Source organism: Maribacter sp. HS (genome assembly GCF_048059195.1).
GTDB lineage: Bacteria > Bacteroidota > Bacteroidia > Flavobacteriales > Flavobacteriaceae > Maribacter > Maribacter dokdonensis.
Window position 1 is genome coordinate 707,877 of record NZ_JAYLVV010000003.1, and the last position, 13,781, is coordinate 721,657.

General features: G+C 32.3%; 14 protein-coding genes. 8 read left to right on the plus strand and 6 right to left on the minus strand.

Translation table 11 applies throughout. The annotated features are described in order from the left end of the window. The first annotated feature begins 206 nt into the window (after window positions 1-206). The 8 genes from VBZ51_RS08265 (at window position 207) to VBZ51_RS08300 (ending at window position 4,732) form a co-directional block, all read left to right on the plus strand. Window positions 207-1,511, plus strand: coding sequence for a tyrosine-type recombinase/integrase (locus VBZ51_RS08265; RefSeq protein ID WP_416576607.1), 1,305 nt, complete (start codon window positions 207-209; stop codon window positions 1,509-1,511). Window positions 1,512-1,532: 21 nt separating this feature from the next. Next, entirely contained in the window at window positions 1,533-2,318 is a 786-nt protein-coding gene (locus VBZ51_RS08270) for a hypothetical protein (protein ID WP_416576608.1), read from the plus strand. A 69-nt stretch (window positions 2,319-2,387) separates the two neighbouring features. Next, window positions 2,388-2,675, plus strand: coding sequence for a helix-turn-helix domain-containing protein (locus tag VBZ51_RS08275; protein WP_416576609.1), 288 nt, complete (start codon window positions 2,388-2,390; stop codon window positions 2,673-2,675). Window position 2,676: 1 nt separating this feature from the next. Then, window positions 2,677-3,342: a helix-turn-helix domain-containing protein gene (locus VBZ51_RS08280; RefSeq protein ID WP_416576610.1), complete on the plus strand. Its 666-nt coding sequence runs from the start codon at window positions 2,677-2,679 to the stop codon at window positions 3,340-3,342. Window positions 3,343-3,346: 4 nt separating this feature from the next. After that, complete coding sequence (locus tag VBZ51_RS08285) at window positions 3,347-4,066, plus strand: hypothetical protein (RefSeq protein ID WP_416576611.1); 720 nt, start codon at window positions 3,347-3,349, stop codon at window positions 4,064-4,066. A 77-nt stretch (window positions 4,067-4,143) separates the two neighbouring features. Further along, entirely contained in the window at window positions 4,144-4,266 is a 123-nt protein-coding gene (locus tag VBZ51_RS08290) for a hypothetical protein (protein ID WP_416576612.1), read from the plus strand. Then, complete coding sequence (locus tag VBZ51_RS08295; protein ID WP_416576613.1) at window positions 4,263-4,529, plus strand: hypothetical protein; 267 nt, start codon at window positions 4,263-4,265, stop codon at window positions 4,527-4,529. Before VBZ51_RS08290 ends, VBZ51_RS08295 begins: the two co-directional genes overlap by 4 nt. Window positions 4,530-4,549: 20 nt before the next feature. Next, window positions 4,550-4,732, plus strand: a complete 183-nt coding sequence (locus VBZ51_RS08300; protein ID WP_416576614.1) for a hypothetical protein — start codon at window positions 4,550-4,552, stop codon at window positions 4,730-4,732. Between the two features lie 129 nt (window positions 4,733-4,861). Here VBZ51_RS08300 and VBZ51_RS08305 read toward each other — a convergent pair whose 3' ends face one another. The 6 genes from VBZ51_RS08305 to VBZ51_RS08330 all read right to left on the minus strand — a co-directional run bounded on the left by VBZ51_RS08305 (window position 4,862) and on the right by VBZ51_RS08330 (window position 13,550). Then, window positions 4,862-6,625: a hypothetical protein gene (locus VBZ51_RS08305; protein ID WP_416576615.1), complete on the minus strand. Its 1,764-nt coding sequence runs from the start codon at window positions 6,623-6,625 to the stop codon at window positions 4,862-4,864. Window positions 6,626-6,707: 82 nt separating this feature from the next. Beyond that, the gene (locus VBZ51_RS08310) at window positions 6,708-10,199 is read right to left on the minus strand and encodes a DEAD/DEAH box helicase family protein (protein WP_416576616.1); all 3,492 of its coding nucleotides are present in this window, start codon (window positions 10,197-10,199) and stop codon (window positions 6,708-6,710) included. 70 nt (window positions 10,200-10,269) lie between these two features. Beyond that, window positions 10,270-10,914: a hypothetical protein gene (locus VBZ51_RS08315; RefSeq protein WP_416576617.1), complete on the minus strand. Its 645-nt coding sequence runs from the start codon at window positions 10,912-10,914 to the stop codon at window positions 10,270-10,272. Continuing rightward, window positions 10,862-12,436 (minus strand): hypothetical protein, encoded by a 1,575-nt coding sequence (locus tag VBZ51_RS08320; RefSeq protein WP_416576618.1) that lies wholly within the window; start codon window positions 12,434-12,436, stop codon window positions 10,862-10,864. Before VBZ51_RS08320 ends, VBZ51_RS08315 begins: the two co-directional genes overlap by 53 nt. Window positions 12,437-12,439: 3 nt before the next feature. Beyond that, on the minus strand, window positions 12,440-13,003 hold the full coding sequence (locus tag VBZ51_RS08325) for a hypothetical protein (protein ID WP_416576619.1): 564 nt from the start codon (window positions 13,001-13,003) through the stop codon (window positions 12,440-12,442). A gap of 127 nt (window positions 13,004-13,130) precedes the next feature. After that, the gene (locus VBZ51_RS08330; protein WP_416576620.1) at window positions 13,131-13,550 is read right to left on the minus strand and encodes a hypothetical protein; all 420 of its coding nucleotides are present in this window, start codon (window positions 13,548-13,550) and stop codon (window positions 13,131-13,133) included. Window positions 13,551-13,781 lie beyond the last annotated feature (231 nt).

Here is a 13,781-nt window from a genome sequence, read left to right on the forward strand (position 1 = left end):
CTAGTGATTTTAAAGGAGTTTTATATGTGGTCCCACCTGGACTGTTTTTTACTTTAATCTATGTTACCTGATGTTACTTGAAATTACTCGATAACCCTTATATTTATTGACTATTACAAACACTTTAGATAAAATAGTTATATTTGAAATAACAATAATTAAAGCATATGTTGTCCCCAATGTTGTCCCTTTTTAAATAATCTTGAATGGATAAAAATATAGCCACCACGTCTGGCACTGTAAGATTCATACTGAAAAATCCAAAGTCCCTAAAGGAAACATCTATTCTATTTAGCTATAGTTTTGGAAGAGCAAACCGCCTTAAATTTTCCACTGGTTTCAAAACCTTACCAAAATACTGGGACCCAAAAAAACAAAAGATACGATCTGTTTCTCATATTGCTAATAGAGAAATAGTAAATTCTGCGTTATCAGAAATTGAATCTTCATTTCTTAAAGGAGTTACCAAGCTACAAGGTAAAGATGATAAATACGATAGAGGTGTTTTAAAAGAGCTTTTCTACAATATTATCAATAAGAAAGATACCAGTGAATCATCAGAAAAAATTGAATTTCTTGAATTTGGGAATCAATTTGTTGAACAAAAGACAAGACAGCTTGGTATAACCTCCACCGGTAGTCTCAGTTTGATAACGATAAGAGCATATAAGCAAACATTAAAAAAGATTAGAGAGTATTCTAAAGCCTATGGGCGCAAGGTAGAATTCAACACTATAGACCTAGAATTTTATTATTCATTCGTTAATTACTTAGAGGGGAAGAATATGTCTTTAAATACCATAGGAAAGCATATCAAAAATATAATCGCCCTCATGAACAGAGCTACCGAAGACGGCATTAATACTAATTTAGCCTATAAGCATAGAGAATTTAGAAGAGTCTCAGAAAATACTACGGCAATTTACCTAACAGCAGATGAGATTAACAAAATAGAAAACCTTGACCTTTCAAAAAACAAGTCTTTGGAGCAGGCTAGAGATTTATTCTTAATCGGGTACTATACCGGTCAACGTGTTTCTGACTTTAATGGTCTTGGTAAAAAAGACATAAGAATTTTTGAAGGAAAGGAAGTTTTTGAAATTACTCAAAAGAAAACTTCGAAAACAATATACATTCCAGTTCATCCAAATTTAAAAACCATATTTGAAAAAAGATATAATGGAGAAGCACCTGCTAAAATGCCGGAATTACAATTAAATGAAAACATCAGAAAAGTGGCTGCCAAAGCTAAGATAAATGAAAATGTAACCTCAATTAAAACCAAGGGTGGAATAAAAAAACCTGAAACTCAAGTAAAACATACTTTAATAGGAACCCATACAGCTCGTAGATCTTTTTGTACGAATGCTTACTTGAGTAAAATGCCTGTAATAGATATTATGGCAATTAGTGGTCATACTACCGAAAAGGAGTTTTACAAATATATAAAGGTTACACCACAAGAAAGAGCGGTTAAAATAGCAGACTCTGCATTCTTCAAATTAAATTAATAAATATTCATACTTAAATACATGTACAACGACATATTTGCCATAGATGAAATTCCTTTAAATAAAAGGCAAGAATCAGATGAACCAGCGAATCCTTACCTACTTAACAACTACTCATTTTTTGAACCAAAATTAGACAAAGAACTATACTATAATTATTTTCTTAGAACCGTTTTATTCGATATAGATATAATGGAACTTGATGATTTTTTGAATTTTCAGTTTGGAAATAGTAAAAATCCTGAAAGGTTAATAAAAGTGATTGAGTATAAAGTAATTCCAGATATAGACTTAATAATCTCTACAGCTTCCATAGGTGGAAATGGTATGTTTCTTGGCTATAATGAAGAGATAGAACGTGAATATGGCTTTGTAGAAACTGATGGAACAATTAAGAATAAACTATTTGATATACAGGTTTTAAAAGCATTAACTGTCAGTAAAAATCTAGAATCTAATCTCAAAAAAAGAAAATTGATTCTTGAAAATACACCTCAATCGATCAAGGAAGGAGAAATAGCTCTTGAGTTAAATAAACTAAAATGGATTGGCAAGCCTAGCCATTTAGCTATGATTATTAGAGAATTGGCAAATCAAGGATATATTGAAATGCCTCTAAAACAAAGTGGTGATCCATATCCTTCTGAAATTACTCGACAGATTCAAAGTTCTTTTATAATTGACCGAGGCGCTAAATTTGACTCCATAGTTAGATACAGTAATTCTGACGACGAAAAACATGAAAAGTTAAAACAAAATTTTATGGATAAGGGCTTTGAAATCCCAAATTCTAAAATATTCGAGTAAATCCCGGGAAGCTACAGGACTTTAAAAACTACTTATTGCAGCTAGTTTTACTCTATCAAATAGAATAAGATGGAGTCAAAACCAGTATACATATATCCAATAAGTCCAACTGAATTACACGAGCAGTATATTGCTAAGGTGGATAGTTCCGTGGAAAGGATATTAAAAAAATTATCTCAAGAAAAAGAGGAAGAAGAGCAATTACTAACTGTAGAAGAAACTCTTAAGTTTCTTAAATGCTCGAAACAGGCCCTATGGAATTGGAGAAAGAACGGTATTTTACCTTCTTACCGTTTAGGTAATCGTGTCTACTATAAAAAGAGCGACATCTTCAACAAATTAATAAAGCAAGAATAATATGAAAGGCTTTATTAAACTACCCAGAGAAATTGCTGAATGGGAATGGTATCAAGACTCCAACACCTTCCGTCTTTACATTCATTTGATACTACACGCTAATTATACGGATAAAAAGTTTAGAGGTACGCTTGTAAGACGTGGTGAGTTTATTACATCACAAAAAGGGCTTGCGGATAAGCTTAACCTATCTATTCAAAATATAAGAACGGCATTAAAAAAACTAAAAACTAGTGGATACATAACAGTAAAACCAACAGGTAAATATACTCACATAACCCTTGTAGAATATGATATAATGCAGGATAAGTATACTCCGACCAACACACCAACTAACATCAAAGTAACAGATAACCAACACAAAAGTAACAAGCTATTAACAACAACTAAAGAAGGAAAGAATAGTAATGAAAAAAATAAAGAAACAATAAAGAGGCGCAAGGAGGATTTTAAAAACGAGGTTTTTAAACGCTCCCAATATTCAAATAAAATTTTAAATGACTTTTTCAATTATTGGTCTGAGACTAGCCAAAAAACTTTTAAAATGAAATGGGAAGATTCAAAATATTTTGAAATCGAGAATAGATTAAAAAGTTGGAAAAATAAAGAGGAAAACTGGGACACGAAAAAAAGTAAATCAGATTTTGTTCCCTCACATAATAGATAGAATAATGACGGAAAATAACGTAAAAATTGGAGATTTAATTAACCCTACCATCAACACATTTAAAACATCAAATGAGTCTATTTTAAAACAACCAAATTTGATGAAGGAAGAATTATGGAAGCGATTTAGATACTTCTTTAAACTTTCAACCAACACCGACTTTGAAAATAACGATGACTCTAAAAAAAATGTTAGCATAATATTTCAATACTTTCTGCGGGATGAACAGTTTTTCTCAAATCCATGTCTGAAACCAGAGTTGAACGTTCCTAGCTTTAAAAAAGGACTCTTGATTATAGGTGGTTACGGTATAGGAAAAACACAAATTATGTTGGCCATGGAACAAGCATTATTGTCATTTGGGCAAAGGGGTTTTAAATTTTTTAGTGCTAATGATGTGGTACAGAAATACGAGTCTTGTTCTTTACCAAATGACAAGGCTGAATTCTATCGAAAAATGAATGCCGGAATAAATTTGTTTGATGACATAACTGCAGAAAGAATTGCCAATAACTTTGGTCATACAAATATCATTAGAGAAATTTTAGAACAGCGCTATGCTCGGGGAAAATTAACACATGGAATTGTAAATTATAAAGAAGGTTGCAAGGGTGATGTAGTTGAAACTTTAAACTTATTAAATGAAAGATATGGCAATAGGGTCTACGATAGGCTTTTTGAAATGTTCAATTTTATAGAATTCGCCGGCAAAAGCAGGAGATGAAAAACGTAAAATTATACCCAATTTAACCTTTTAACTCACAAAATAGTACCCTATGGAGAGATATTGTAAGCATTGTAATGAATTATTTAACCCCAGAAGAAAGAACCATATCTACTGCTGCGTTAGTTGTAAAACTATGGCAAGCTATAAAAGGAACCAATACAAATATGTCCCTGGTCATTACCAAAAAAGTGAAATGACTAACTTAGAGGTAAAAGATAATTCATTGGTAGAACAAGATAAGACGACGGTCACTGCGCCAATTAAGAAAGACAACAACGATGGCGTTAACTTTAATTCTGTAGCCAATTCTGCCTTAGGGAATATTGCTGCAGATAGCCTGTCATACGGACTCAAAAAAATATTTGCACCCAATGCCATACCTGCAACAAAAGAAGACATCTTAGCCCTGCAAAAAGATATTAATCAGATTAAACTTTTGTTGAAGATGAGAAATTTATAACTGATTGAAAATATTCAAACATGGAAAGCACTCTTACATCCATTGAAAGAAGATTGGAAAGAATAGAACTTCTATTAGAACAATTAATACCACAATCAACTGAAAAAATCTTTATTAAGAAAAGTACATTTAAAAGTAAAATACCTACTGATGATGAAATGGATGCATATTTAATGAAGCATGTTTTTAGTGAAAAGAAGTGATTTTCTAGGGTTAACTCCATACTCTACACTATATTCTTTTATATTAATAATTCCTGTAAAAGCTAAAGATAAACGCTATGGTCATATAACAAATATGAAGAGTGTAACTAGTCCTATTGTAATTAAAAATTAAGCTGCATCACTATCACCGTACATAGAATTATTTTGAACATTAGTTTCCTGTGTTCTCCATTCTCCTTTGCCTGAACGCAAGATTTTTATGCCTGTAAACCCGGATGCATTTCGTTCATCACTTTCTGGGTAATTACTTATTAGGATTCCGTACTCGTATGGATTCTTCTTAAAGAATACACTACCAAAATCATGTTGTAAAGAACAATCCCAGTTTCTGTAAACTCTATTGCTACTTTGGTTATAGCTAGATGCTATACGAACGGTTATTCCTTTTTGCTTAAAGCGAGTACCTTTTGTAGAAACCTCATAAAATGTTGACTCAAAATAATCGAGAAGTCTATCGTAAGCATCATCGTCAATAAAACTAAGCTTCTCTCTTCCTCCATCTGCTATTAATTGAGAATACGACAATTCTTCAATACTTACAATTGGTGTAAACATTCCTTCTGATTGTGTCTTAACAAATTTCGTATGAGTACTTAACCCTTTCACGTTGTTATTATACAACTCATTTCTCCATTCCTCATCTGCAAATACTTCCCAATCTTGTTCAAACTGTGCATAATGCCTTAACAATGGTAAGCTGGCAAGTAATTTGAAATCGCGGTTTTTGTGATACCCACAAAAACGACCGGTTATTCCTTGGGCTCCATTTGCCAATTGACGATCTCTTGGCTCTATCCCGAAACGTATTTTTTCTTTTAAAATACCTAAATCTTTACCGGCAGTTAATGCTTGAACAATAATTAAAACAACACGTTTTCCTCGCTTCATTATTAAACTAGACACTTCCTTAATACCTTCATTAATCCCAAAATCACAAGATGAGTTAGAACCAATAGCAATTACCTCACATTGCCTTTTAAAATCTTTCTTCAAAAGGGCTCTAAGCTCCAGTGCCCTAGTGGTACTTGACTCTCTTATTATACCCAACCCACTATCAAACCCACAAAGGTGACCCATAAATGAAAGAACTTTAGGGTGAACATTAAAAACCTTATCACCATCTATTTCTTGAGACTGTAGCGGTTTAAATGACTCTGGCAAATCTTCTATTAAACCATCTTCCAACATTTCTGAAATCCCATAATATTCCGGCGGTCTAACACCTACAATGACGTCAACATCTGCCGTTCCCGAGTATTGTGCATCTAAGATATCATACGGAGTAGCACTAACAGCCAAAAGTTTTATATCTGGCATTCTTCTTCTTAGTTCACTAAAAAATGCCAATTGAAAACTGGATTCTTCTCCACAACCATATTGGTCCTCATCTCTGACGATCAACTGAACTTTAAACTCATTTACTACTTTATGAGGGTTAGGATGATTAAAAAAATCACTCATTTTCATCACCTTAATATTAGAAGGGTTCATCTCTTCCGTTGAGGCGTCATAATACTCTTTATGCAAAACCCTACAGTTTTGATCATACAAATCCGTATCACGCATACTGGTTACAAACAAAATAGACTCATATTTGGATATCACCCCAATCGCTGGTAAAACATAGTTACACAAGAAATATACGGTCCCTGACTTACCACTCTGCATAGAAGCAACAAATGCCATATTTTGATTTCCCTCCTTTACTGATAATCCAATACGTAATGCATTGATTATTTGATTAGGGAATATACCTGTTCGCTTGGAGTTTTGAAGAGTATCAATAATATTCAACTCAAGTGCTTTGGGAGCATCTAATTGAAATAACAATGTTTCGATTTCGGCATTCCAGTGATTTTGATAAGCAGTCATATGTACAGGTTTAAAAGATTAACACTGCAATATTATGATTTTTATGTGCAGAGTAACTGCACTAATATGAATGCTTTTAACATTAATTAGCTTGGTTAAAGTCCTTTACAATACTGAAAATAGTATCTGCTTGTTGCTGATTAAATACCCCATCAATACCCATGCTATGAAAATTTTTAAAGGGTGATTCATATAACTTGCTGGGGTCAATTTTACCATTGGATGTTATGAACTTTTTAATAGTATCTAAAAACTCAACTTGAACAGCACTTAATTGATACTCATTAACAAATTTGGCAAATGCTTGGTCTACCTTTTCTGCGCTTAAGCCCATAAGGGAAATAACAAATTTAATGAGATTTAAATCTTCTCCCATTTCCTTCGTTACTTCATCTTTATTTATGCCATCTTTGAAAAGCATTTTTTCTAATTCAGAGAGCTCTTGGGTAGTTATGGTTTCCCCTTTTCTTATTTTAATAATGGTTAAGTGATCTTCATTTTCTCTAACCACCTTTTCTAATCGGTGCAAATTGTTTTGAAATGGTGAAGTCTTATAGCTAGTCTCATTTTCACTAACCATATCTGTTGTTACAATCTTGTCTTCTAAAATAACATCTTCAAAGTCTGTAGTCACATATCTTTGGTCAACAGGGTCTATATATTTTATCAATTCACGTACGCCTTTTCTTAACTTTTCTAAATGTGAAATACCTTCAATTTTCCAAAACTGTTCTTCCAAAGGTTGCTTAATCAGCTCTTCTTTTGCCTTTACCATCGGAATAGTAGTTTTCTTCAATAACTTTTTAGAAGTTTCTGCCACCTTTGTTATAGGTGCTACAAACGAGTTGAAATATTCTTCTTTATTAGGTGTTTCAAGTCCTTTGATAATTAGAGAATAAATTAACCTATCATAGAAACGAGCTAAATCTGTATCCTCTTTTGCTGGTTTAACCAATGGTGCTAATTCATCCTCAATTTCCTTAACTTCTCTTTTAGAAAGATGATTCCATAATTCTCTATTATCATTACCATAGTCATGCACTACCTTCAACTTCATTTTGACATCAAATCTTTCCATATTTAAATTAGTAATGTCTCTATGTAGACCATCTAATAACTCAGTTCTATAGTCTTGCAATTTCTGATTTTCTAAAAATTGACTACTTTTTAGGTATTGAGCCAATTGTAAGCGAAGACCAAAAACAATTTCAGTTAGACTTTTTTGAGAGTTACTTTCTATACCTTCCGGATTTTCTTTGAAAAATTCGAAATTTCCACATAGGTCAAATATTAAAAAATGAGTTTTATCTTTCCCTGCTCCAAATAAATTTGGTCGCAAACGAGTGCCTCTACCTATCATTTGCCAAAATTTGGTAAATGACCTAACAGGTTTAAAGAATACAAGGTTTACGCAACTAGGAGCATCAATACCGGTATCCATCATATCTACCGAAACGGCTATTTGTGGTAAACGTTCCTTTTCTTCATCACAGAATCTATTTATAAATTCCTTTGCTTTTGGCTCACTATGGGTAATCACTTTTACATAGTCATTACCGAATAGCTCCTTATCCAATTCTAAAAAAGTGTCTTTTAAAAATTGGGCGTGTTTTTTATTTTTAGCAAATACTATTGTTTTGCCTAACTCATCTCCACCTCTTTTTTTAATTCCGTTTTTTAATATATACGTAAGGGTCTTGATTGTGGTATCTTTATTGAACAACCATTGATTTAAGTCACTACTAGGTACCCATTCATTACCACTAGCTCCTTCACCGTCTAAAATTTCGTCTTCAAATTCTTCTTTTTCTTCTTCAGATAATTCATCATACTTTATACCCTCTCGAAGAAATTTTGTTGGTAATTCTATTGACCTATATGGTACCAAATGATCATTGTCAACAGCTTCTTCAAAAGTATATGCATCTGTTGGTGTTTTATCTGGCAACCCAAATATGTGATAGGTATTTTTATCGATACTATGCTTTGGTGTTGCCGTAAGACCGAGAAAAAGAGCGTCGAAATACTCGAAAATTGCTTGATACTTTTTGTAAATGGAACGGTGGGCTTCATCTACAATCACCAGATCAAAATGTCCTACTCCATAAAATCTACCATCATCATTCTTTCTACCATCAATTAAACCCATCATTGTCTTGTAGGTAGAAAAGGCAATACGGGCATCTGGGTTATCTTTTTCTTCCAATAAGTTTACGCTGGCATGTTGTGGTAAAAATTTGACGAAGTTTCGCTTTGCCTGTTCTACCAAACTAATGCGATCAGCTAAAAACAAAATTCTTTTTGCCCAATTGTTTTCTAAGAGCAATTTTGAAAATGCAATTGAGGTACGGGTTTTTCCTGTGCCTGTTGCTAAAACCAATAAAGAGCCTCTATTTGTACCTATCAGCTTTCCTGAGCTTTTATCATTGCCCGAAAAATGTTCTGCTATACTTTTTATAGATCGCATTTGATACGTTCGACCAGCAATTTCTGTGTCAATTTCAGCTGTTCGAATATCTTTTCTATGTGTTCTTCTATACATTAAAGTCTGTAGTTCTGACTTTGTATAAAACCCGTGTACCGGTCTTGATTGTTTATAAAACTGGTCATCCCATAAATACGTGTCATAGCCATTGCTATAATACATAACTGGGCGACGACCGTGCATTTTTTCCAAGCTATCAGCATACAATTGTGCCTGGTTTTCTCCTTTGGTAACACTTTCAATAGACCTCTTTGCTTCTACCAATGCCAATGGCAACCCATCATCATCCCAAAGTACATAATCTACATAGCCGGTCTTGCTTTTATTGGTGGACTTAGGCATGTACGACACCTTATATTCTTTATCATTAACACCCTTTAAGTCCCATCCGGCTTCTCGTAGGGCAACATCTATAAGATATTTACGAGTTTCTGCCTCATTACGCGGGTGCTTAACTTCGTCTTGCTCATTAGCTTCAATCTTTTTTGCCTCGATTTGAGCTTGAAGCTCTTCTATTTGCTTTTGATAAAGGTCATTCTTTGCTGCTAAAGCCTGTTTTTCCTCTTCCTTGGCTTTAAGTTCATCTTGATAAGTACTAAGTTCTTTATCTAGCTTTTGCTGTAACTTATCAAGTTCCTTTTTAGATAGAGCACTATCTCCTTGTTTAGGAATCAGGTCAAAATCAAAAATGCCTAAATCTCCAACTTCCTTGGTAGAATAAGATTTAATAAACCATTTAGAAAAATAAAAGAGAGAATCTATAGCCTTTAATGAATCAACATCATTTACCGGCTTGTTATGCGATGCTAAATTTCCTGCTTTTCTTATTATGTGAAGTTCATTATACAGTTTGTGGTTAAATTGCTCTCTAAACTGTGGTTGCATCATTAAACTATTTAAACTAGAATCGTAAGGCATTTCAAGCTCTTCATCATTGATAAACATCCAGTTAATAGCTTCTTCAAGCGCCATTCTACTGTATACCAATGATGTTCTTGGATCTGTTATGACAAAGCTTTCTGCTTTTTGAACACGATCAAATAAAACTTTAAACTCTTCTTTTAAAAACTGAAAATTCGTCTCTGCCATACTAGTTTAATGATATTTAATATAAAAAATTTTAAACTTTGAAATCTATGGTTTACCTAATTTTAAAAGGTTAATATCTACAAAAAATAGGAACCCCATAATGCAAACGCCATAAAACCTCTAATGTGTTTGCTAAATCCTCATAAATTTTATCCTTATTTAAATCAGGGTCTAATAATCTTAAAATTGAATCGTTTTTTTTATCTTCAAAATTGAAAAAACTAACCATCCAATCTTCACGATTAAAACCTCTAGCCTCTATATTTAATGTTCCTGTCTTTACATTATTACTAATACACTCTTGGTTAATACGCGCTCTTAAACCATAGGTACTTTTTTTACCCCAGGTTTTAAACCCGCCCATACCATTGTAAACCATTACAAACCCTTCGTGTTCTTCTTTACAAATATGTTCAAGACCTGTTCTTGTATTAATCAATACGTCTAAAGGAACATGAGCAGAACCATTTTTGCTTGGCTCAAAGGAAATACTTTGAAAATCTGTTTTACACCAAAGCCAATATAACCCTCTACTTTTTGTGGGTAATTTTGATGTGCTTTTTTTCTTTCTAAACTCAGTTAGAGGCATAATGGTACTCTTTTGCGCTTCGTCAATTTTTTCAATTACTTCTTTGAAGTCAATCATCTGTGTATCGTAGGTATTATGCATTATAAGGAAGATGTAATTTTTTTTTATTGCCGTTTTTATGTTCACAATAGCTGTATACACTGCAATTAAGACATTTGTTTGCAAAACCTAAATTAGAATACTGTAAAGTTTTTCCTGTTTTTAAAGCCTCAATTTTATCTACAACCTGATTGATTAAATTTTCTCTTGATGTTTCTGCCTCTACTAAATGAAGTTGAACTTTATTAATAAATAGCTTTTTAATATCTGGACCTGAAGCTTGATTTGGGATATTTTCTATAGACCAATTCCAGTTAATTAAATACGCATAATTTATTTTTTGTTTTCTGAATTTTGTTAAATATGCTTCTAATGCTATTACGTCTGAATTATATATTTTTGAAGCACTAACAGAACTTGATTTTGAAAATTTTTCAGATATGGCAACCAATTTACCATTTGCCAACCTTATTAAATAGTCAGGTGCGCCAACTAATTGACCATCGTCACTTTTTAAAGTTTTTACAACGTTGTCTAAATGGTTATTAATTATAATTGAGCCTTTAAACAGCTCCTCAAAAATAGCAAGTGAATTCTCTTCCATAATTACGGTTCTTGGAACACCTTCAATATAGATACTGGAGTAATATTGAAAACAGTTGTCTATGCTAGAGCCATTGTTATACTTTAGATATCGGTCATAGAACCCATCTTTTGTACCAATCCATTTAGTGGATAAATCTAATGGTTTTCTAGAAGTAATACTGTAACTTTTATTTAATACATAACTAACTGGGCAAAATGAGTATTGACTAAGCTCACTAAGTAAATAGTTATTAGAAGATGCTGATTTAGATGGTAAATATGACGATTTTAAGGTTAAATCTAAGTCAAATAAATATAAGTAATTACTTAAAACAGCATCAAGAATTAAAATAGAACCATTGTATTTTTTGTACTTACATGATGCAATAATAAATGAAACAAATTCTTCTTTTTTTTGCTTTGAAAAGCCCAAATATTCAAAAACCCAATTAATGTAAGACTCAACTTTATTCATTCCGATTAAACTCTTTGCCTTATAGTTATAATATTGTTGTTTATTGGAAGGATAAAAAATGCCATTATTACCTTCTCGACCTTTGTCGCTAAGTGCTGAAGGGTTTAATTTAGTGATCAATTTATATGCTTCTATATATTGATTATCTTTTAATAATCTCGATATACAAATTAATGCTGTTATTTCATATATGAGTTTAGTCTTAGGGTCTGTTTGAGAAGTTGCATCAAGAATTTGTAATGCATCAACTTTATATTGTTTATTAAAGTTATTACATACTTTACTTGAAAATAAGAGCCATAATGCCTCCATTTTCAGTCCCTCGGAGCTTGGGTACCTCTTTTTTAATTTATCGTGAAAAATTTCAGCTTCTTCAAAAAAGTTTTCTTTACGTAAGGTTCTAACCAATAATATACCATCTCTTTCATCCAAAATTTTTATAGGTAGAATATTACTAACATCAGCTATACTCGTATCTGGAAGAAATTTATTCTCCTTAATTACGGAAATTAAATCAATGAAAGAATAATTTTGGTAGGGGTTCGTCATAAATTACATATTTGTATAAATGATGCGTACAAGACCAGTATAGTTCGACATTTTATTATATGCCGATGGTTTTTGGTTTCTTTTTTTCTTTTTCTTTCTTTTAATTACCGATTGCTCTGGGGGGAGGGTTTCAAGAAATTTCTCTACATATACAGATAGTATAGGTTTTAAGGATGTGAAATTTTCTTTAGTAACACGGTGCTCAAGCGTACAATAAGGGATGGAAGCACTGCCTAGTTTTATAATTACCTCTTCTGGAATATCGAAAACTACTGCAATTTTTCTAAGGGGTTGACCAACGCAGATTTTTTCTATTTTAATAAGTAAATCTTGTAGCTCTGGTTTGGTTTTACGAACAACTGTTTGTCGTGGTTTTTTAGACTTTTTTTTAACGTCTATAGAAGGTTTAGCATCTTTTAAAATTTGATACTGCTCTGTTGTAATTTTTGTTAAAGGCTTATATGAATTACCATACCCATGTTCTTCTAATATTTTAGAAGCCGTTACCATTGGTAATTTTAACTCTCGAAGAACTTTTTTTAAACGTATGTTTGAGTCTTCACTCATAAATAATATGTATTATAAACAATTATATCACCTTTTATAAATTGACAATATCTATTGGAGAATTTCATCAATTTTAAGGTTTACCTTGTTAAACTATTTATGAGGGAACTATATAAATTTAATATAATTATGTGGTCTTTGTCATGAACTTTAGAACCACCTGCATTACCATAACGAAAAATACTGCTTTTTGTTCCATGCCCAGTTTAGAATCATAAAATTTATCTCTATCCCACGGGTACATATAACAGCTGCCACTAGAGCCCGTCCATTTTAAACCTGTATTAATAAGTTCATGAAAACTGTGGTAACCATTTCTTTTGAATCTTGGATGTTGCTCTTTAAAATCTTCACTTAAATCTGCATACATGGCATTAGGGTGAATCCTAAATCTAATCCCTTTATGTGTTTGATCAGTAAAAGTTATAATACACCCTTCTATTATTGCATCATCATATAAGTTTACTAAAAGCGCATTTAAATGACTCCTAAAATGATCAGCATATTTGAAGTCTTTTGATTTAGCTAGACCTATATTTCTTTCCAACCTTAAGCAATTAATGTTTCTACTTATTTTTTTGATAACTTGAAAAATTCAAATTGAGCTATGACTTAATTTCCGCTTAAGCTTGTTTTGAATAAACACACATGATATTCAACTTCATTTTCATCAAATATTGCTTTGTGTGTTTATATCATTTCCCGTATGCCCTTTCTTCCAATCTTTACCTCTAATGAATTTTGCGCTATTTGTACCTCGTTTACTCATGATGACAAT